Genomic DNA, 20465 nt, shown 5'->3' with positions numbered 1-20465 from the left:
TGTTATTCTTTATAATGCCTAAAAATACCCATATCGGTGGCTGTCCATAGGGCGTATTGTTGCCCTGCTGCCCTAAGGGCGTAGTTTGCCCAAGTATTGCAAGTATAAGTGAAGTTATACGTGCCCTTTGCCTCATAGAAGGTGTCGTCATTGCCGTAGACCGCATCAGTGGTTATTGGTATATAACGTCCCTGAGCGTCTTTATCAAAGCGACCGTCAATATAGCTGATAAGTCGCTTGTACTGTGTAGGGCTGATTTGTATAGCCACGCTGGTCAGTTCGTATGTTGGGTCACTTTCGTAGGTGCAGTGCATTGCCGACTCACTCATCCAAAAAGCAGCCTTCACTGCTGTCGAAAACTTCAAATCTGCCCACGTAGGCGTATTGAGGTAAAACCCCTTGTCGCCCCAACCAAAAGCAAGCCACTGAGCCGCTTTACCGCCTTTGGTATAGATGGGTAATACCTTCTCCTCCCAGTTGATATACTCGCTATGGGTAGGCACCACTATATCGGTATGCGCTCCATTGGTAGTGATGTAAATCTCTATGCTCTTTTCCTCATTAGTCTTCTCTGAGGGGATGCGTATCATAGGCAAAAGCAAGCACAGCAGTCCGTATGTAAGGATAAAAACTACTACTGCCTTCACTGCCTTTAAAAGATATTTTAACGCTTTCTTAATCATTAATTCCTCCTAATCCCTGACTTTTAACGTAGTCCTTCCCAACTTCCTCAATCGTCTTATCGATATCAGTATACTGAAAGTCAATCGTCTTAGTAATCTTCTCTCCGTTGTATTGCTTTACCTCTCCACCAGCATCTGCAAGTACAAGGGTAAGGGTGCGTTTCTTAAGCCGCAGAAAACTCAAAAAGCCATCTACTCGTGCCATAAAGCGCAATGCCTTATGCGAAATGGGCTTTGTAGGTGCTTTTACTCCCAATACTTTGGCTATCTTCTCAAAGATCTCTTTATAGGTTAGGTTTGCCGCATTGAGCACAAAGCGTTCGTTGGCAACCTCGGAGAACTGCAAAGCCACCATAGCCCGTGCCACATCTTTTGCATCTACATAGCCAGAGCCTCCTGTGGTGTAGCGTGGGGACTCAGAGGCTACTTGTTTGAATAACAATCCCGAACCTGAGTTGTAATCACTGCGTCCCAAGATGATTGAAGGGTTTACGATTATCACCTTTAAGCCCTCTTGCGAACCGCGCCACACCTCCATCTCACCGCCGTGTTTGCTGATGGCATAGTCGCTGTTGCGCGCCTCTGGATTCCACTCATTCTGCTCATCGGCTACCTTGCCCACTGCTGCCGATAGGCTCGCTACCGAACTCACATAGCACAACTTCTGTACGCCAAAAGAGAGACACAAGTTTACAATAGTTGCCGTGCCTTCTACATTGATTTTGATGAGCTTATCAAAATCCTTAGGGTCATAAGAGATAAAGCCTGCACAGTGAAAAACAAAAACAACATCCCTGAATGCCACTTCCAGCGCAGGGATATCGTCTAAATCTGCCTTTACCCACTCAATAGTGGCGAACTGCTGCTCACCATCAGCCGATAAGTCGGTAAAGATACGTTTTACACTCTCAAGCGAAGGCTCTTTCCTGTAAATAGCACGTACCTTCCTTGCTCGCTCTTTCGTAAGTTCGAAAAGCAAGTGGCTACCCACCATTCCTGTTCCGCCTGTTACTAATATCATTACTCGTTTTCTAATGGAATACGCTCGTCGATGAGCTTTAATGCGATTGGTGAATCTTTGTCGGTAGTGAACTCAAACAAGTCGAGAATTGAGTGTACCAACTTCTCTTCTTCAAGCTGCTCTTCAACGAACCACTGTAAAAAATTCTCAGAGGCATAGTCATCGGATTGGCGCGCTTTCTTAAAGATGGCAAAGATCGACTGTGTTACCTTGATTTCGTGTTCCAAAGTCTTCTCATAAACCTCCTTGAGCGACTTAAATTCCTGTTCTACCTTACCTACTTCAGGGGCATAAGCGCGTGCACCATTCTCGTTGAGGAAACGGAAAATCTTCATCATATGGTCGCGTTCCTCTACAGCGTGATTGTAGAAAAACTCAGCACTGCGCGAATAGCCATTGTACTCCGTCCACGAAGCCATTGCTAAGTACAAAGAGCTTGCCTCAGCTTCCTTACTCACCTGCTCGTTGAGCATATCTATAATCTCTGGGTGCAGACTGGTCTGCGTTCTTGTGTATTTTGTCTTTGACATAAATAAAATGATTAAGTTGTTAATTACTTAGTTATTAATTCATCGGCAAAGATACAACAACTTTCCGAAATAGCAATACTTTTATGTCCTAAAACTGAAATATTTAAACAGTTTGTATCTTAATAAGTAGGTAATATGCTTGTAGTCAATGCTTAAACTGCCTGTGAATAGCATTCCTATAAATACGGCAAGGATCTCCTCAGGATCCTGAATACGCGGAGAACACCCAGAAGATACCCAGAGAACACAGGGAAAACACACAACGAAGTCAGAACGAAGTCAAGACGGATTCAGAACGGATCCAGGAGCTACCGTATGAGGTTCTTCAGCGAGGAAAATACCAATTGCAAAAGGATTTTATTAAAAAATAGGGTTGATATGCTGTTTATTTTGACAAAAATGCCTACCTTTGTCGCCCAAAATAGAAGTGATGTCAGTAGAAGTACAGAATCTAACCAAAGTATACGGCGAACAGGTAGCCGTCAATGCCATTAACTTTCGCTTGGAGAAGGGCGAGATTACGGGCTTTTTAGGACCTAATGGCGCGGGCAAATCCACTACGATGAAAATGCTCACAGGGGCACTTATCCCTACCAGTGGAGAGGTGCGCATCGGCGAGGTGAATATCCTCAGTCAGCCCTTGGAAGCCAAAAAGCGCATTGGCTATCTGCCTGAACACAACCCTCTGTATACGGAAATGTATGTGCGCGAGTACCTTAGTTTTATAGTCGACCTCTATCCCAACGTGCCTAAGGGTAGGGTAGAGGAGGTAATTGCCCTTACGGGGTTGAGCCCTGAAAGCCATAAGAAGATTGAGCAGCTCTCCAAAGGCTACCGCCAGAGGGTAGGCTTGGCTTCGGCGCTTTTGCACGACCCCGAGATACTGATACTCGACGAACCCACCACGGGCTTAGACCCCAATCAGCTCACTGAGATACGCCATATTATACGTGAGTTGGGAAAACATAAGACAGTGTTGCTCTCTTCGCACATTATGCAGGAAATACAAGCCGTTTGCGACCGCGTGATAGTGCTTCACAAGGGTAATATCGTTTTGGATAAAAAGATGAGCCAACTGCAAGACAAGCAGCAAGTTATTGAGGTTGCTTTTGATCTTAGGGTGGAAGAAAGGCTATTGCAGCAAATCCCTAAGATTAAGACTGCTGAAAATGTATACGACTTTCTCTATACGCTTACCTTTGATACTGAGGAAGATATGCGCCCAGCAGTGTTTGACTTTGCTTCTGCCAATGGCTTAAAGATACTGCAAATAAACCACAAACACAAGGATTTAGAGCAGCTCTTCTCTGAGCTTACTCACGCACAGTAATGAAAAAGACAGGCACTTACGCCTGTCTTTTTTCATTATGAGAGAAACACTTTTGAGTTGCTTGTGCTTTAGGAACTGCTTTTGTACTGAGAGGTCGAGCCAGCCGTAGGGGTCTAAGTCGGCAATCACGTAGCCATCGCCTGAGGCAAGCCACATCTGCGATTTGCCCATGAGCTTGTAATAAGCCGATACAGCAGTGTTCCACTTCTTGATGTTGTATGAGGCGCTTGCGTTGGCATTGAGGTTCATCAGGAAGCGGTCGTCGTTCTTGTACTTTTCGGTTTCTATTTTTTGAGAGATCCACACTAAGGAAGCCCCCAGAGAGAAATCCCACTGTGGAAGGTGCAGATTGTTAGTGCTCATTAGGTTATAGCTCTGGTATTTACTGATGTTGATGTACTGCGTACGGGGGGTGCCAGCATCAATATCTAATAGCACATTGTGTATTTTATCTTTGATGTTGTTATAGCTTGCGCCGAGTTTGTTGCTCAGATTGCTCTTTCGCTCATTAAATAGGCTTGTTTTCTTTAGGTTTAGCTCAGCTGAGATACCATCCTCAGGCAGGAGGTTTTCATTGCCTAAGAAAGCGTGTCCGCTGAAGATATTGCGTGTGTAGAGCTCCTCAAACGTGGGGGTACGATAGGTTTTACCTACCGAGACACGAGCTTCGGTATCGGCAGGCAATAGGTACCCTTCGGACTCCTCCCGAAAGGTTTTTTCAATAAGTACCCCACCGATCTCGAGCACTACCCGAACACATCTCGAACACATCACGAAGTCAGAACGAACCCAGAACGAAGTCAGATGCCAAGAAAAAGCTACTCGTTCCCTTCTTCTAACTTCATTGATAGCTCGAACCAACGTTCGGTTTTGCTGTCTAATGTGCTGATAGTCTGTTGCAATGCTACTGATTTCTCCTGAATAGCTTCCCCACTGAGTGTGCCAGAGGCAAAGTCCGCCTCAATAGCCGCTTTTTCTTCTTCTAATTTTGCAATCTCCTTCTCTAAGCGGTTGTACTCTTTCTGCTCATTGAAAGTCAGCCCTCTAAGCCCATCTTTACGCCACGTGTTCTTCTGAGGCTCCTTCTTTTCAGGGCTCACTTCGGCAGGGGGCGTACTCTCCTCGTATACGCGGTAATCAGTGTAGTTACCAGGGAAGTCGTCCACTACACCATTTCCTTGAAAAACAAAGAGGTGATCAACTATCTTATCCATAAAAAAGCGGTCGTGCGACACTACCACCAAGCACCCAGGGTAGTCGAGTAAGAACTCTTCCAGCACACCGAGGGTTACCACATCCAAGTCGTTTGTAGGCTCATCCAATATGAGAAAGTTAGGGTTCTGAATGAGCACCGTGCAGAGGTATAGCCGCTTGAGCTCGCCCCCGCTGAGTTTCTCTACATAGTCGTATTGCTTTTTGCGGTCGAAGAGGAACCGCTCCAATAGCTGTGCCGCTGAGAGCGTTTTGCCTTTCAGTAGCGGGATGTACTCGCCATACTTGAGGATGACCTCAATCACCTTTTGCCCCGCCACCACTTCGATACCCTCTTGGGTATAATAGCCGATCTTCACCGTATCGCCCACCACAATCTTCCCTGCATCAGGTACTACACTACCCGTGAGCATATTCAGGAAAGTAGACTTCCCCGTACCGTTCTTCCCGATGATACCAACGCGCTCACCACGCACAAAAGTATAGTCAAACTTACTGAGTATCTGCTTCTCACCAAAGGCTTTGCTCACATTGTGGAACTCCACTGTCTTGCTACCTAACCGCTCCATATTGATCTCGAGCTGCACTGCGTGCTCCTTGCGTCGCTTGTGGGCAGCCTCTTTGATTTTGTAGAAATCGTCAATGCGCGACTTGCTTTTGGTGGTGCGTGCCTTAGGCTGCCTACGCATCCAGTCGAGCTCCTTTACGTAGAGGTTCTTAGCCTTCTCTACGCTGGCTTGCTCTTGCGCTAGTCGCTGCTCTTTTTTCTCTAAGAAATAGGAGTAATTTCCTTTGTATGAATATAGTTCACCGACGTCTAACTCTATGATTTCGTTGCATACCCGTTCCAAGAAATAGCGGTCGTGCGTAACGATAAAGAGCGTGAGTTTCTCTTTGGCAAAATACTGCTCGAGCCATTCGATCATCTCCAAATCCAAGTGGTTGGTGGGTTCGTCGAGGATAAGCAAATCAGGCTTAGCGATGAGCACATTAGCCAATGCCAAGCGCTTCTTCTGTCCTCCTGAGAGCTGCCCTACTTTGAGGCTTAGGTCGTCCAGCTTGAGGCGCGAAAGTATCTGCTTGTACTGCGTCTCAAAGTCCCAAGCACTGAGGCGTTCCATCTTCTCAAAAGCACGTTGGTAGCCCACTTCATCTTCAGGGTGCTGCAAAGCGTGCTCGTACTCCTGAATGACGTGCAAAATAGGGTTCTCAACGGCAAAAATAGTCTCTTCTATAGTTAAATCCTCATTAAATATAGGGTTTTGCGACAAAAATCCGATATGAATTCCCTTCCTTGCCACAATCTGACCGGTATCGGGTGCATCTTTTCCTGATATTATGTTGAGGAGCGTTGTTTTACCCGTCCCATTCTTTGCGATGAAGGCTATTTTCTGGTCTTTATTAATTCCAAAGGAGATGTTTTCGAAGATTACCCGCTCTCCAAAGGCTTTTGATACGTTCTCTACACTTAGTAAATTCATTGTATAATAGTTATAGGCGGCAAAGATAGTAAAAGTTTTCATATCTCGTAGTGGAGTAGGGTAGAGGTTATCTTTTTAACACTTTGATAAGCTGCTGAATAAGAAGAAAATGCGGTATAACAGCTCATAAAAAATAAAAGTTTTTATACAAAAATTTGCTTGTTAATAAAAAATGCTGTACCTTTGCAGCCAATACATAACAAGAGGAAAAATTTGGACTGATTGCGACCTCTTTGGGTACTCCCAGAAAAATGCTAAAACAGTAAGGCTGGCACTTTTTAAAAAGATTCTTCCCACTAAGGCATTTCAATCCTATCGCTTTCCTCCTCTAAAATAATTCAACAAATGGGATACTTATTTACATCCGAATCCGTATCAGAAGGGCACCCCGATAAGGTGGCTGACCAGATCAGTGATGCATTGGTCGATCATTTCTTAGCATTCGACCCTCAGTCAAAGGTGGCTTGCGAAACCTTGGTAACCACAGGGCAGGTGGTCTTAGCTGGTGAGGTAAAATCCAACACCTATATTGATGTACAGCAGATTGCACGCAATGTCATCGAAAAGATAGGCTACACTAAAAGCGAATATATGTTCGAGGCAAATTCTTGTGGGGTGCTTTCGGCTATCCACGAGCAGTCGCCCGATATCAATCAAGGGGTAGACCGTGCTAAGCCTGAGGAGCAAGGTGCTGGCGACCAAGGGATGATGTTCGGTTATGCCGTTAATGAAACCGAGAACTATATGCCGCTGGCGTTAGACCTCTCGCACGCTCTTTTGCGCGAACTGGCTGAACTACGTCGCGAGAACAAGGAAATCACTTACCTACGTCCTGATGCTAAAAGCCAAGTAACATTGGAGTACAGCGACGATAACAAGCCCGTGCGCATCAATACAATTGTGATTTCAACTCAACACGATGAGTTTGACACTGAGGCAAATATGGCTAAAAAGATCAAGGCAGATATGATAAATATATTAGTGCCTCGTGTTATCAAAAAATACCCTCAGTATGCGCCTTTCTTTGATAAGGACATTCTCTATCACGTCAATCCTACAGGGCTGTTCATCATTGGGGGACCTCACGGTGATACAGGACTCACAGGGCGCAAAATTATTGTCGATACCTACGGAGGAAAAGGAGCTCACGGAGGAGGTGCTTTCTCAGGGAAAGACCCAAGCAAGGTAGATCGCAGTGCAGCTTATGCAATGCGCCACGTCGCTAAGAATATGGTAGCGGCTGGGGTGGCTGATGAGATACTCGTACAAGTGAGCTATGCTATTGGGGTAGCGCAGCCTACAGGGGTATATGTCAATACTTATGGCACCGCAAAAGTGAACCTTACCGATGGGCAGATCGCTGAGAAGGTACAGCAGATATTCTCACTTCGCCCTTATGATATCGAGCAACGCCTCAAGCTGCGTCACCCTATTTATAGCGAAACAGCTGCTTATGGGCATATGGGGCGCACCCCAAAGGTAGTGACCAAGGTGTTTAACTCGCCTTATCACAAGAAGAAGTCTGTTGAAGTAGAGCTCTTTACTTGGGAAAAGTTAGACTATGTTGATAAAATAAAAGCTGCTTTTGGACTCTAAAATACAAAATTGACTATCCAAGAAAGTAGTCGATTTTATCCTATAATCGACTGATTACAAGAAGATTGTTTTTATTTTGTTGTATTCACAACAAAAAAAATAATTGTTTTTTCGTGAAATCACTTGCTTTTTGAGTAGAAAGTATTAATTTTGCCGCGTAAAAGATAAGTAAAGTAAAATCTTAAAAGAGTATGTCAGAGCAAATCATAGACAGACCCACCCCTATAAATGAAGAGGTGAGTTGGGATAAAACGCGAACTATCATCAGTACTACTGATAGGGCGGGTATTATCACGGATGTGAATCAAGCATTTGTAGATACTTGTGAGTATTCACCAGCGGAGCTATTGGGTAAACCCCATAATATCGTCCGCCACCCCGATATGCCTAAAATTATCTTTAAGATTTTGTGGGATAACATCGCTATGGGGCGCAATTTCCACGCTATAGTAAAGAACTTGACAAAGTCAGGTAAGTACTATTGGGGGATTGTGAACTTCGAGGTAGGGAGAAATATCTTGGGCGAAGTAGTTACTATTATGGCAAAGCGCAAGGCAGTGCCTGAGAATGTTATCAAAGATCACATTGAGCCTCTCTATGCAACCTTGTTGAAATTAGAGAAGATTGGAGATATGGAACTGAGCAATCGCTATTTTAAAGGTTTCTTAGAAAAGCAGGGCAAGTCCTATATTGAATATATTATGGATATTATGGATCAGAGCAAACGCGAAGTTTACTTTGAGCCAGTGATTAATATTGAGCAAGCACATACTGAATTGGTAGCCACCGATGTTTCAGATGTTGTATTTGCAGAGCAGGCTACCGACCTCTCACCAGAGCGCAAGAGTTTCTTTGAAAAACTATTTGCCACAACATAGAAAAACATTTATAAAGGTTACAATAATGAAAAAAGCATCATATTAATGATGCTTTTTTATTGATTAAGGCTTTTACTACTTGTCCTTAGTCTCTTTGCTTTCAGTAGCATTGAGCTTCTTTGACATTTCCATTGAAATGGCTGAGCGCTCAAACTTGATCTTGCCAGCAAGGGTCTCAATTACACAGCTATCATCTGTGAGCTCAACGATGCGTCCGTGCATACCGCTCTTAGTGATAACTTTATCGCCTTTCTTCATCTCATTGATGAATGTCTTTTCTTGTTTCTGGCGTTTCATCTGTGGACGAATCATCATTAAATAAAGCACCGCGAACATTAGTATAAAAGGTGCCAATTGATTTAGTGTCTGCATTTTATTGAATTATTTAACAGTTAATTATTAAGGTCTATTGTAAACCTCTACCTATTTTCTTTATTTGATTTTTCTCTTGTAATTCCAAAAGCACTTGGTTGAGGATCCCATTAATAAAGGTAGCACTTTTATCGGTGGAATACTCTTTTGCAATTTCTAAGTACTCATTGATAGTGACTTTAATAGGGATGCTTGGGAATTTGACAAACTCGCAGATAGCCATCTTCAGTAAGATTTGATCAATGATGGCAATGCGCTCCACATCCCACTTTGAAGGTTTGTCGATGATGTACTGCCCAAAGTTAGAGTCGTTAAGAGCAGTCTTCTTGAATAAGTCAGTCATAAACTCCTTTAGGTCAGCATTTTTATAAAGAGGAGGGTTGAGATAACTCTCTTTGCTATTGGGTTCCAATCCATTGAGTAGGCGTATGATAAAGGTATTGATCACGGGATAATCATCACTCCAAGTGAGGTTGTAGTCGCTGATGTAGTCGTAGATCTTCTCATCAGGAGCGATAATTTCCTCGTATATGCGAATGATAAACTTCTTGTCTTCTTCAAAAGAAGAGTCCTTAGTAGCGCTGTACTGCTGGTACGTATCGCTTTCGATGATTCTTTTGTAGATGATCTTTACATATTCGCCATTGATGTCCCAAAGGTTCATCTTTGTTGTCTCAATCGTCTCTTGTAAGGTGGTGTTTTCTGCTATGGATTTCAGCAGGAGGTTGCTTGTCAGCTTTCTAAGGAATGCTTTTTCCTCAGCAGTAGCTGTGTATTTCTTCTGCATCAGCTGGTTTTGCTCATTAGCTAGTGTGTATAGTTGTGTGAAGAGAGCTGTAATGAGTAGATAGAGGTGTTGCATTTCGGCAGTACTCTGGGTCAAGAATTTTAGTTCTTGATCTAAATCATTACTTTGGTTTTGCTGCATTGCGTAGATGGATTGCATTACTTTTACGCGAATATGTCTTCTTGTGAGCATAAATTGTAGGAACTTTAACGTTATTTTTTTGCGGGTGCAAAGGTATGTAAAAAGTTGTAAAGGACAAAGAAAAAGCCTAAAAAAGTGTCTGAAATGTTAAAGTTTAATTAAAATTTGCATTTTTCTGTTGTTTTACTTGGCTGGGAATAAAAAAATACATACTTTTGTCCGCACAAACTTTATTTAAAGAGTTATCTTATGAACAAAACAGAATTAATTGATGCAGTTGCGGCTGAATCAGGTTTGACAAAAACCGACGCAAAAAAGGCAGTAGATGCTTTCTTTAAGAGTGTTGAAAAAGCCTTGAAAAAAGGAGACAAAGTAGCCGTTGTAGGCTTTGGATCTTGGTCTGTTGCTAAGAAAGAAGCAAGAGAAGCAAGAAATCCTCGCTCTGGCGCTGTGATTAAAGTTCCCGCTAAGAAGGTTGTAAAATTCAAAGCAGGAGCAGAACTTGCAGAAGCAGTAAACAAAAAGTAAAACAAAAAGTCCTTCTATTTTTAGAAGGACTTTTTTATTTCTTTAATCCACTGAGGCAAGGGTGCATCTTTTACTCTTTGTTGCACTAAGTGCCTTATTATGAATTTCTCTTAAATAAAGTTAATATTTTTACAAGTTTTTATTCTGTCTTTTCACGAGGAAAGTACTATCTTTGCACCAATATTAATTAGTATCAAAATACAATTTTATGAAAAAGAAGAAGATTGTAGTCCTCACAGGGGCTGGCGTCAGTGCGGAGAGTGGTATCAATACTTTTCGCGATGCAGGGGGCTTGTGGGAAGGGTACCGTGTGGAGGATGTGGCTTCGCCTGAGGGCTTTGAGCGAAATCCTGAGTTGGTGCTCAATTTCTACAATGAGCGGCGGCGTCAGCTTGCGGAAGTGCAGCCTAATGAGGCACATAAGCAGTTGGCAGCCTTAGAGAAGGATTATGAGGTGGTGATTATCACCCAAAATGTTGATGACCTCCACGAACGAGCGGGCAGCCATAAGGTTATCCACTTGCACGGTGAGCTTAAGAAGATGCGCTCCGTGGACGACCCTTTTACGATTTACGACTGCCAAGAGGATATTAAAGTGGGCGATTTGAGCCCTTCAGGAGTGCAGTTGCGCCCTCATATAGTGTGGTTTGGCGAAGAAGTGCCAATGATAGTGAAGGCAGTGGAAGAGGTTGAAACTGCTGATATATTGTTTATTATAGGGACGAGTTTGCAGGTGTATCCTGCTGCCGGGCTGATGGACTACGCCCCTGCGCAGTGCCCTATTTACTATATAGATTTGCACCCAGCTATTAGCAGCAGCGAAGGCTTGACGGTGATTGCTGACAAGGCATCGGCAGGGGTGAAAAAGGTAATAGAAATGTTGAAGTAGGAAAGGAGTGATAAAAAAAGAATATTTTATGAGTAATTTTCCAAAGTTTTTATTAGGAGATAATTCCGATTGTGGGGATGATATCTTTGTGGTGCACTTGGAGTATCCACGTTTTGTGCTCAATGTAGTTACCGATGAGGTGGAATGGCTTGAAGAGTTTGATGAAGAAGATGAGCAGGAGCTTGCCAACGAAGCAGAGCAGCTCATTGCTGAGGCAAATGTGTTCTACGATAGAGAGATGGCTCGCATTGAGGAAGAGTATTAATTAAAGCTGCAAGAATGAGATATACACGACTGACAAGAGAGCAGTTGGAAGCACTGCACGAGGAGTTTGCTCGCTTTTTGGCAACCCAAGAGATTACCGCCGAGGAGTGGCGTGAGATTAGGGCACACAAGCCTGAGTTAGTAGAGGAGGAGCTCGACCTATTCAGCGATTTGGTGTGGGAGCGAAGCCTTACTAAGATTCAGTACTTAGAGCGTGTGGATGCCGATGCGTATTACGGTTATTTCTATGGAGAGACTGAGGCGCGCTTGCTTATGATGCAGATAAACGACCCTGCTATCGACCTCCGTAGTAATGAGGGTTGGGGGTGGCTTCTCGAACATATTGATACCGATGCCGTAGAGGTATATAATGGGGTGCAACAGTTTGTAAAAGAGGATCGCAATTTTCAGATCTTTAAGATGATCAGAGATGGTGGAATGGCGGTTACCGATGGACAGCGGCTCAGTAAGTATTTTAGTAGGGAGCATAAATAAGCAGATGGCACAGCTCTGTGGTAGTATCTTTCCGAAAGCAAGTAACGCGCTGTTTTGCGACTGTTAATTTTCGTTCATTTACTATCAAAATCGTGTCAAACGGCTTAATCGTTTGATAATCAGTAGGTACACTATTATAAAGAAATCTTAAAAAAAGACTGCCTTGCAACATTTTTGCTCGTTTTTGGTCAATTTTTGATAGTCAGTTAGCCCTCGTGTGTGTACCTTTGCCGCAGAATTAAAACTAATCAAACGATGAGTAAGATGACACATACACGAAACTTACTTTCACTTTTATGTTGCCTATGTGTGGGAGTGCTTTCCGCACAGCAACACATAAAAGGGATTGTAAAATCAAAGACTGACAACAGCCCTATGATGGGCGTGAGTGTGGTCGTAAAGCACAAGAGCGTTGGAGGCACTACCGACTTTGACGGTAAGTACGACCTATCGGGGGTAGCTGCGGCTGACACGCTTTCCTTTTCTTACATTGGTTATAAGACCTTAAACGTAGCAGTAAAAGGTCGCAAGGAGATCAATGTGAGTTTGGAGGAAGAAGTAACCTCTTTGGAGGCAGTAACCGTTTCGGTGGGGTATCGTAAGGAGCGCAAGACCGACCTTACAGGTGCCGTTTCGGTGGTGAAGGTGGACGAGATGATGTCCACTGCTGAAAACAACCCTATGAAAGCCCTTCAAGGACGCGTAGCAGGTATGCAGGTAACAGACAACGGCGGTCCTGCAGGGAAAGCTACTATTCGCATCCGTGGGGTAGGGACGCTCAATAACAATGACCCACTCTATATTATAGATGGTGTCCCCACACAGGGTGGAATGCACGAGCTTAACTCCAACGACATTGAGAGTATACAAGTGCTCCGCGATGCTTCGGCAGCGAGTATCTACGGATCGCGTGCTGCCAATGGGGTAATAGTTATCACTACTAAGAAGGGTAAGAAAGGCATATTGAAAGTAGATTTTGATCACTACATCACTACCCAATCTTTCCACTCACGTATGAAGATGCTCAACTCCAATGAGTATGCACAAGTGCTTTGGAAGGCGAATATCAATAAAGGGAATAACCCTAATGACAATCCGCTGGGTATCTATTACGACTATACCACCGATGCACAAGGCAATAGCACCCTGAAGAACCTTTATTATCCACGTGAATACTTTGACAAAGGTGGGCACGCAATGTTGCCTTCCAATACCGATTGGTTTAAAGAAATCACACGTATGGGAGTAACCGAATCGTACAACCTATCGGTTACGAATGGTACTGAGAAGGGCAATTACTTCCTATCATTGGGTTACTACCAGAATGATGGTTTGGTAAAGAACACTGACTTCTCGCGTCTCTCAGCGCGTATCAATACCGATTACAAGCTGCTGGGTGATGCCATTACTATTGGTGAGAACTTTACTATCAATCGCACCAGCGAGGTAGAGCAGCCACACAACATTACGGAAGCGGCGATGCGTGGAGTGCCTTTTATCCCTGTGCGCACTAAGGACGGCAAGAATTGGGGCGGTCCTGTCAATGGCTTGCCCGACCGTCAGAATCCTGCGCGCCTTGTCAATGACAATAAGGACAATCGCTATAGCTACTGGCGACTCTTCGGGAATGCTTTTATCAATATTCAGCCTATAAAGGACTTCAACTTGCGTTCTAACTTTGGGCTTGACTATGGCAATCTTTACAAGCGTGCCCTCAACCACTCTTATATCTCAGGTTTTATGGAAGAAGGTAAGGAAAAGACTTTCTCCTTCTTAGAGCAAAGCCATTGGACAAAATGGAACTGGGCAAACACTGCTACTTATGACTTCACTCTGGGCAAAGCGCGTTTTGAAACCCTCGCAGGGATGGAGATGTTCGCACAAAGTGATATTAACTTTGCCGTGCAGGCTAATAACTTTGCTTTAGAAACCCCTGAGTATATGTGGCCATCGTTAGGCACAGGAGCTATCACAGGGCGTGGCGATGCTACAGGCTATAAGCTGATGTCTTACTTTGGCAAGGTCAATATTGCTTATGACAATCGCTACTTAGCCTCAGCGACCATTCGCTACGATGGTTCTTCGCGTTTCTATAAGGACAACCGTTGGGGTACTTTCCCTGCGTTCAACTTGGGGTGGCGCCTTTCGCAAGAGGCTTTTATGGATAACTACCGCCAGACCATCAGCGAGCTCAAGCTACGTTTCGGATGGGGGCAGAATGGTAACCAAGATATCTACAATTACGCGATCTATGACATCTACAATCCTTATTATGGTGTAACAGGCGATTATATTTGGTCAGGTACAGGCATTTGGAATACCTCTTATGATATTGAAGGTAAAGGCACAGGGCAACTTGCCTCAGGAGTGAGACGTAGCCGCTTAGGCAATAAGAACCTCAAGTGGGAGACTACAACCCAAACGAACTTTGGTCTTGACTTTGGTTTCTTTAACAATGCCCTTTATGGTTCGACAGAGTACTATATTAAGAAGACAAAGGACATCCTCGTGCAACCGCCTTATGCAGGCGTAAAGGGTGAAGGTGCTGACCAATGGGTCAATGGTGCGGGAATGGAAAACAAAGGTTGGGAAGTATCTCTCGGCTACCGCAATGAAACCTCTTTCGGCTTGCACTACGACGTGAATGCCAATGTCTCTACCAATAAGAATAAGGTTACTGCTTTGCCTGAATCGGTGATCAATGCCTACGGAGGCAATGGCAAGTGGGACAATATCTTAGGTCGCCCTTACGGTTCTTACTATGGCTATGTAGCAGATGGGCTTTTCCGCACTCAGGAAGAGCTTGACCAGCATCCCGCACAGAATGGGAAAGGCATTGGGCGTATCCGTTACCGCGACCTCAATAACGATGGGGTAGTCAATGAAGACGACCGCACTTGGATAGGCAATCCTTACCCTGATTTTATCTACGGCTTGAATGTCAATTTAGAGTACAAAGGTTTTGACTTTACTGTCTTCCTGCAAGGGGTACAGAATGTGGATATCATCAATGAGGTGAAGAAGCACACTGACTTTTGGAGTGTAGACGACACCTATTCTAACAAAGGTCGCCGCCTCTTAGATGCTTTTGACCCTGTTACCAATCCTAATTCCGATATACCAAGTGTGGCAGCTACCAATGACAATGACGAAGGGCGTCTTTCTACTTACTTGGTTGAGAACGGATCTTACCTTAAGCTCCGCAATGTACAGTTAGGCTATTCATTGCCTCAAGACCTTATTGAGAAGATAAAACTCAGCAAGCTGCGTCTTTACGTCAGTGGGCAAAACCTCTTCACCATCAAGAGCAAGAACTTTACAGGGCAAGACCCCGAAAACCCTAACTTCGGTTACCCTATCCCAATCACCTTTACGATGGGGCTCAATGCATCATTCTAACCTTTAAATGAATTACAGAGATGAAAAAGACAATATATACCATTCTATCCCTCGCAAGCCTATTGACCGCTTGCAACTTCTTGGACGACACTCCTCAAGGGATTATGACACAAGACCAAGTCAAGCCTGAGGACTTAGTCATCGCTGCCTACGCTTCGCTGGGTAATGACCACTACGATGCCCCTTTCAGCCTTTGGCCCTATGGTAATGTGCGTTCCGATGATGCTTACAAAGGTGGGCAAGATATCAGCGATATTCAGGACTTTCACTACTACGAAATAGCACAAAATATCAACCCTACCTTTGGTGAAGCCGACCGCTTGTGGTTTATGTGTTATGAGGCTATATCGCGTGCTAATAATGCTTTAAGTGCTTTGCAGAAGACCACCGACGCAGAGATGCCTGCTCGTCAGGCGCGTATGGGCGAAATGTACTTCCTCAGAGGGCATTTCTACTTTATGCTCAAGACTACCTTCGGCTATATTCCTTTCGTAGAAGAAGGTACCCCCAGCGATGAGTATGAGCGCACTCCTAACACTTTGCCTAATGATGAGCAATGGGCGCACATCACTTCCGATTTTAAGAAGGCTTATGATCTGCTCCCTCCACAGCAATTGCAGAAAGGACGTGCCAATAAATACGCTGCGGCTGCTTATCTGAGCAAGGCTTATCTCTACAAAGCCTACCGCCAAGATGAAGCCCATAACGTTACCGAAATCAATGCGCAGGATTTGCAGCAAGTAATCACCTATACGGCTGAGGTAATAGGCTCAAACTATGGCTTAGAAGATGACTTTGGTTTTAACTTCCTCCCTGGTAGTTACGAGAATGGCAAAGAGTCCATCTTTGCAGTGCAATACTCTGCTGAGGACGGCACAATGTATGGACGCCTCAATTGGGGAGATCAGCTCTCAACGCCTCAAAAGCTCGGTTGCTGCGACTTCCACAAGCCCAGCCAAAACCTTGTCAATGCTTTCAAAACAAGCAATGGGTTACCTGAGTTCGATAACTTTAATGAAGCCAATTACAATGCCACTTCTGATAAGGTCGATCCTCGCCTCTACCATACCGTTGCACTGCCTGATGTACCTTATAAGTACAACCCCGACCTTATCTACAAAGAGGATTGGAACCGCAACCCCAACGTCTATGGTTATTACTCATCTCTTAAAGAAAACGTAGACCCTTCGTGCAGTTGCTTTAAGAATATCAACCCTTTCAGAGGTAACTCTAAGAATCGCATTGTGTTGCGCTATGCTGATGTACTATTGATGCGTGCCGAAGCTCTCATTGAGCTCAACCGAAGCAATGAGGCACTACCGCTCATCAACCAAGTGCGTCAGAGAGCAAAGCAAAGCACTACGCTAACCCCTTATGCCTCCAATACAGACATCGCCCTCTATGTAGACGGAGTGAACTGCACTTGGACGCAAGACTTTGCCCGTAAAGCCTTGCGATGGGAACGCCGCCTTGAGTTTGCTATGGAAGGCTCACGCTTCTTCGACTTAGTGCGATGGGGCATTGCCGACCAAGTGATGAACGCTTATTACACTACTGAGAAGACTCGCCGTCCAGCAATATTCTCAAGTGCTTATTTTACAAAAAATAAAAATGAATACATACCTATTCCTCAGAACCAAATAGGCTATGTAAAGGGCTTTTATAAACAAAACGCAGGATTTTAAAGACTATGAAAAGTATATTACATAACATTGCCATAGCTGCCTTCTCTCTCATTGGGCTATGGGCTTGTGATAAAACCCATGAAGGCGAGCTAATTAACGACCGCGAAGCTAAAATCAATAGCTTTAAAGCGCAAGGAATGCAAGGCATTATCAGTGAAGAGGATAAGACCATTACGGTCTATGCCCCTTGGAGTTATGACCTTACCAAGATGACCACCGATATTTCCCTACCCGCTCAGGCTACCGTAGTGCCTGCAAGTGGTGCAGTAGTAGACCTTAGTCAAGGAGCGCAGTTCCGCGTCTTCAATGGCAATCTCTATTGGGATTATACCGCTACTGCTAAGCACCCCTCTATTGAGAGTTTTGCCGTAGGGAAGTACAAGGCTACTATTGATAATACCAAAGGGGTAATCACCCTAAAATACCCTTCAACAGAAGCCGTAACAGCACTTACTCCTGTGGTAAGCACTACGCCTGGTGCAACCCTCAGCCCAGCCTCAGGAGTAACGCAAAACTTCACCCAGAGCGTTACTTACACCCTGAGTTATGCAGGCGAATCCTTTGCTTATACGGTCAATGTGGTACCAACTTCTTTTGCGCCTATTGCTTTCTTAGGTACTGCCGATAACGCTTCTGCGATTGCTGGTGAGGATGAGAAAGACGCTTACAATTGGCTTATCTCTAACTATGATACTGCTAAGTACATCTCCTTTAAGGATATTAAAGAGGGCAAGGTGAAGCTCTCTGACTACAAGGTGATATGGTGGCACTTAGATACTGATGCCTCCGATTTGCCTGCGATTGCTTCCGATGCTGCTGTAGTGGAAAAACTCAAACAATACTATGCAGCAGGGGGTTCATTCCTCTTGACCTCTTGGGCTGACCAATACGTGGCAACGCTTGGCATCGCAAAAGATGGCAAAGTGCCTAACAACCTCTGGGGGCAAAACAATAAGCCTTTTGATGTAAATGACGACTGGGGTATACGCTTTACAGGCAATGAAACGCACCCACTCTTCAAGGGACTTAACCTTAAAGCAGGAAGCACTGACGTAGCTTATCTTGTCTCTAAAGGAGTAAAAGCCAAGGGACACAACGCGATATGGAACTTTGAATGGGGCGACTATGCTAACAACCCAGCAGCTTGGCAAACAGCCAGTGGAGCTAAGCTCTTAGCCAGCTTCCATTGGAACGATACGATGAACCGCGCAATAATCTTTGAATACACCAAATCAGGCAATAGCGGAAAGACAATATGTATCGGTACTGAAAGCTATGATTGGCATACCGATGAAGGTACAAATACTTACAAAGCCAATATGGAGCTCCTTACTGTCAACGCTTTAGAATATTTAGCAAAATAAAGTCTTAGGGATTAGAGATAAAGAGTATACTTCTAAAGTATCAGAAAGATAACAGAACTGAAAGCTCAAAGTGTTAGTCCTAAAAACTAACCCCTAATCCCTATTCCCTAACCCCTAATTAAAATACAAACAAATGAAAAAAAACATCCTTTTAGCCCTGAGCCTTACGGCATTTATGGCTTGCGATAATAAAGACGATTACGCGTCTAACGACCCTAATGCGCGCCCTGATGCGCCAACCTGCTATGATGTGAACGACACCAAGCAGACGTACGCCACCTACTTCTCACCCAAAGATGCGTGGGTAGGCGACCCTATGCCTTTCTATGACAATGGCACCTTCTATGTCTATTACCTCTACGACCAGCGACCTGCGGGGGCTACTTTTCACCCTTGGCATCTCGCTACTACGTCCGACTTTATCACTTATGAGGATAAAGGAGAGGCAATCGCTTGTGGAACTGCCGATTCTCAGGAGAAAGCACTCGGTACGGGTTCGCTGTTTAAAGACGGCAATACTTATTACGCCTTCTATACAGCTCACAACGCCGAGAAAGACCCCAAAGAGTGGATATACCTCGCTAAGGGAACAGATCCTTTGCACTTGACCAAAGATACTTCTTTTGCCTTCCGCGCTCCCGATGGCTACGATCGCAATGAGTTCCGTGACCCGATTGTTTACAAAGAAGGCAACGCCTACAAGATGCTCTTGAGCACTCGCGCCGATGTAGGCGGTGGCGTATGGAAAGGTGTGGTAGCCAAGTTCACCTCTACCGATATGAAAAAGTGGGAGAAAGACACCGCTGAACCTTTCTTCTACACTGAGGATACTGCCTTTATGGTGGAATGCCCTGATGTATTCACAATGGGTGCTTATCAGTATCTCATTTACTCGAATATTAATACCCGCCGCGTGCAGTATAAATACCGCAAAGTAGGCGAAACCGCTTGGACTACGCCCGCTAATGCCGATCTCAATGATGTGGCTTTCTACGCAGGAAAGACGGTGAGCAATGGCGCAGCGCGTTACCTTGTGGGGTGGGTGCCTACCCGCGATGGCTATAAAGATGGAGGCAATTACCATTGGGGTGGCTCGCTTGCGGTGCACAGCCTTACTCAAAACAGCGACGGATCGCTTAGCGTGAGCTTACCTAAGACCTTCGAGAGCCTTTCCTCGCTCACCTCAGGCTTGGACGCCGTTACACTGAGCGAGCAAACGAAGGAAAAGGTATACCCTCGTCTCTCAAAAGGCTTTCACAAGCTCACCACGACGATAAAAGCCGATACCGCCACTAAGTTCGGACTGATGTTCGGTGCTTGTGGCAATCTTTCAGAGACTTACCGCCTTACGCTAAACCTTACTGAGAAAAAACTCCAACTTGTAAAAGTAAAGACAGGCGATGCTCCTGTGGTGGTCAATAGCCTTGACTTATCCACTACTGCTGACAAGCAATATCAGTTGCAAATTGCTCTTGAAGGCAGTATTGCTACGGCTTACGTCAATGGAAAGTCCGCACTCTCCTTCCGCGTCTACAAGATGAATCAAAACCCTTGGGGCATCTTTGTAGGCAACGGATCTGCTACCTTTAGCTTCTAAAAACGCAGAATGTACGGACAACATACGGACACAGAACGGACACAGGTAAGAGGATAGTAAGAAGATAGTAGGAGGTTAGTAGGAAGATAGTAAGAGGATAAAGCCATCACAAAGCCAAGACAAAGCATAAAGAAAGCCAAATTAAAGCTGCAATAAGGCTAAGATGAGCGTACTATTCTCTAATCCCTAACTCCTAACCACTAATCCTTAAAA

18 protein-coding genes are annotated in these 20465 nt (G+C 44.6%); 11 read left to right on the top strand and 7 right to left on the bottom strand.

Translation table 11 applies throughout. From position 1 onward, the window contains the following. Window positions 1–2: 2 nt before the first annotated feature. Genes AXF12_RS08750 through AXF12_RS08740 form a run of 3 tightly spaced genes read right to left on the bottom strand, consistent with a single transcriptional unit; the run spans window position 3 to window position 2234 of the window. Window positions 3–683, bottom strand: coding sequence for a TIGR02117 family protein (locus AXF12_RS08750; RefSeq protein ID WP_082752986.1), 681 nt, complete (start codon window positions 681–683; stop codon window positions 3–5). Continuing rightward, entirely contained in the window at window positions 676–1704 is a 1029-nt protein-coding gene (locus AXF12_RS08745) for an NAD-dependent epimerase/dehydratase family protein (RefSeq protein ID WP_066430333.1), read from the bottom strand. The genes AXF12_RS08750 and AXF12_RS08745 overlap by 8 nt, the downstream gene beginning before the upstream one ends. Next, complete coding sequence (locus AXF12_RS08740; protein ID WP_066430331.1) at window positions 1704–2234, bottom strand: ferritin; 531 nt, start codon at window positions 2232–2234, stop codon at window positions 1704–1706. Before AXF12_RS08740 ends, AXF12_RS08745 begins: the two co-directional genes overlap by 1 nt. A gap of 430 nt (window positions 2235–2664) precedes the next feature. On the opposite strand from AXF12_RS08740, the gene gldA reads away from it, so the two are divergent. Continuing rightward, a complete protein-coding gene (gldA, locus tag AXF12_RS08735) occupies window positions 2665–3564 on the top strand; it encodes a gliding motility-associated ABC transporter ATP-binding subunit GldA (protein ID WP_066430330.1) in 900 nt (299 codons plus the stop codon). Here gldA and AXF12_RS08730 read toward each other — a convergent pair. Both AXF12_RS08730 and AXF12_RS08725 read right to left on the bottom strand, forming a co-directional pair. Further along, complete coding sequence (locus tag AXF12_RS08730; RefSeq protein WP_082752985.1) at window positions 3526–4335, bottom strand: TonB-dependent receptor domain-containing protein; 810 nt, start codon at window positions 4333–4335, stop codon at window positions 3526–3528. The genes gldA and AXF12_RS08730 overlap by 39 nt on opposite strands. A 47-nt stretch (window positions 4336–4382) precedes the next feature. Continuing rightward, the gene (locus AXF12_RS08725) at window positions 4383–6257 is read right to left on the bottom strand and encodes an ABC-F family ATP-binding cassette domain-containing protein (RefSeq protein ID WP_066430326.1); all 1875 of its coding nucleotides are present in this window, start codon (window positions 6255–6257) and stop codon (window positions 4383–4385) included. Window positions 6258–6602: 345 nt separating this feature from the next. Between AXF12_RS08725 and metK the strand changes: the two genes are divergently transcribed. Continuing rightward, on the top strand, window positions 6603–7853 hold the full coding sequence (gene metK / locus AXF12_RS08720) for a methionine adenosyltransferase (RefSeq protein WP_066430317.1): 1251 nt from the start codon (window positions 6603–6605) through the stop codon (window positions 7851–7853). Between the two features lie 191 nt (window positions 7854–8044). Beyond that, window positions 8045–8731: a PAS domain-containing protein gene (locus AXF12_RS08715; protein ID WP_066430315.1), complete on the top strand. Its 687-nt coding sequence runs from the start codon at window positions 8045–8047 to the stop codon at window positions 8729–8731. Between the two features lie 75 nt (window positions 8732–8806). Here AXF12_RS08715 and yajC read toward each other — a convergent pair whose 3' ends face one another. Continuing rightward, a complete protein-coding gene (gene yajC, locus AXF12_RS08710; RefSeq protein WP_066430313.1) occupies window positions 8807–9103 on the bottom strand; it encodes a preprotein translocase subunit YajC in 297 nt (98 codons plus the stop codon). Between the two features lie 34 nt (window positions 9104–9137). Then, entirely contained in the window at window positions 9138–10082 is a 945-nt protein-coding gene (locus tag AXF12_RS08705) for a transcription antitermination protein NusB (RefSeq protein WP_066430311.1), read from the bottom strand. A gap of 198 nt (window positions 10083–10280) precedes the next feature. Here AXF12_RS08705 and AXF12_RS08700 point away from each other — a divergent pair, with 198 nt between their 5' ends. From AXF12_RS08700 to AXF12_RS08665, 8 genes are all read left to right on the top strand, one after another. Beyond that, window positions 10281–10559, top strand: a complete 279-nt coding sequence (locus tag AXF12_RS08700; RefSeq protein WP_066430310.1) for an HU family DNA-binding protein — start codon at window positions 10281–10283, stop codon at window positions 10557–10559. Window positions 10560–10767: 208 nt separating this feature from the next. Further along, entirely contained in the window at window positions 10768–11448 is a 681-nt protein-coding gene (locus tag AXF12_RS08695; RefSeq protein ID WP_066430309.1) for an SIR2 family NAD-dependent protein deacylase, read from the top strand. Between the two features lie 28 nt (window positions 11449–11476). Then, on the top strand, window positions 11477–11713 hold the full coding sequence (locus AXF12_RS08690) for a hypothetical protein (protein WP_066430307.1): 237 nt from the start codon (window positions 11477–11479) through the stop codon (window positions 11711–11713). Between the two features lie 14 nt (window positions 11714–11727). Further along, window positions 11728–12207 carry a DUF6495 family protein gene (locus AXF12_RS08685; RefSeq protein ID WP_066430301.1) on the top strand — a complete coding sequence of 160 codons (480 nt, stop codon included), beginning with the start codon at window positions 11728–11730 and terminating at the stop codon, window positions 12205–12207. A gap of 264 nt (window positions 12208–12471) precedes the next feature. Beyond that, complete coding sequence (locus AXF12_RS08680; RefSeq protein ID WP_231909913.1) at window positions 12472–15606, top strand: SusC/RagA family TonB-linked outer membrane protein; 3135 nt, start codon at window positions 12472–12474, stop codon at window positions 15604–15606. A gap of 20 nt (window positions 15607–15626) precedes the next feature. After that, window positions 15627–17291, top strand: a complete 1665-nt coding sequence (locus tag AXF12_RS08675) for a RagB/SusD family nutrient uptake outer membrane protein (protein ID WP_066430298.1) — start codon at window positions 15627–15629, stop codon at window positions 17289–17291. 5 nt (window positions 17292–17296) lie between these two features. Then, window positions 17297–18655, top strand: a complete 1359-nt coding sequence (locus AXF12_RS08670; RefSeq protein ID WP_066430297.1) for a DUF4960 domain-containing protein — start codon at window positions 17297–17299, stop codon at window positions 18653–18655. A 133-nt stretch (window positions 18656–18788) separates the two neighbouring features. Further along, window positions 18789–20252, top strand: coding sequence for a glycoside hydrolase family 32 protein (locus AXF12_RS08665; RefSeq protein WP_066430296.1), 1464 nt, complete (start codon window positions 18789–18791; stop codon window positions 20250–20252). Window positions 20253–20465 lie beyond the last annotated feature (213 nt).

The organism is Capnocytophaga haemolytica, assembly GCF_001553545.1.
GTDB lineage: Bacteria > Bacteroidota > Bacteroidia > Flavobacteriales > Flavobacteriaceae > Capnocytophaga > Capnocytophaga haemolytica.
This window is presented reverse-complemented; position numbering and strand designations above follow the sequence as displayed.

Bases quoted from the DNA above. Each gene is read 5' to 3' on its own strand.
- gldA (WP_066430330.1), top strand. From the start codon at position 2,665: ATGTCAGTAGAAGTACAGAATCTAACCAAAGTATACGGCGAACAGGTA.
- AXF12_RS08685 (WP_066430301.1), top strand. From the start codon at position 11,728: ATGAGATATACACGACTGACAAGAGAGCAGTTGGAAGCACTGCACGAG.
- AXF12_RS08690 (WP_066430307.1), top strand. From the start codon at position 11,477: ATGAGTAATTTTCCAAAGTTTTTATTAGGAGATAATTCCGATTGTGGG.
- AXF12_RS08695 (WP_066430309.1), top strand. From the start codon at position 10,768: ATGAAAAAGAAGAAGATTGTAGTCCTCACAGGGGCTGGCGTCAGTGCG.
- AXF12_RS08750 (WP_082752986.1), bottom strand. From the start codon at position 683: ATGATTAAGAAAGCGTTAAAATATCTTTTAAAGGCAGTGAAGGCAGTA.
- AXF12_RS08705 (WP_066430311.1), bottom strand. From the start codon at position 10,082: ATGCTCACAAGAAGACATATTCGCGTAAAAGTAATGCAATCCATCTAC.
- AXF12_RS08670 (WP_066430297.1), top strand. From the start codon at position 17,297: ATGAAAAGTATATTACATAACATTGCCATAGCTGCCTTCTCTCTCATT.
- metK (WP_066430317.1), top strand. From the start codon at position 6,603: ATGGGATACTTATTTACATCCGAATCCGTATCAGAAGGGCACCCCGAT.
- AXF12_RS08725 (WP_066430326.1), bottom strand. From the start codon at position 6,257: ATGAATTTACTAAGTGTAGAGAACGTATCAAAAGCCTTTGGAGAGCGG.
- AXF12_RS08680 (WP_231909913.1), top strand. From the start codon at position 12,472: ATGACACATACACGAAACTTACTTTCACTTTTATGTTGCCTATGTGTG.
- AXF12_RS08675 (WP_066430298.1), top strand. From the start codon at position 15,627: ATGAAAAAGACAATATATACCATTCTATCCCTCGCAAGCCTATTGACC.
- AXF12_RS08730 (WP_082752985.1), bottom strand. From the start codon at position 4,335: ATGTGTTCGAGATGTGTTCGGGTAGTGCTCGAGATCGGTGGGGTACTT.
- yajC (WP_066430313.1), bottom strand. From the start codon at position 9,103: ATGCAGACACTAAATCAATTGGCACCTTTTATACTAATGTTCGCGGTG.
- AXF12_RS08740 (WP_066430331.1), bottom strand. From the start codon at position 2,234: ATGTCAAAGACAAAATACACAAGAACGCAGACCAGTCTGCACCCAGAG.
- AXF12_RS08745 (WP_066430333.1), bottom strand. From the start codon at position 1,704: ATGATATTAGTAACAGGCGGAACAGGAATGGTGGGTAGCCACTTGCTT.
- AXF12_RS08665 (WP_066430296.1), top strand. From the start codon at position 18,789: ATGAAAAAAAACATCCTTTTAGCCCTGAGCCTTACGGCATTTATGGCT.
- AXF12_RS08700 (WP_066430310.1), top strand. From the start codon at position 10,281: ATGAACAAAACAGAATTAATTGATGCAGTTGCGGCTGAATCAGGTTTG.
- AXF12_RS08715 (WP_066430315.1), top strand. From the start codon at position 8,045: ATGTCAGAGCAAATCATAGACAGACCCACCCCTATAAATGAAGAGGTG.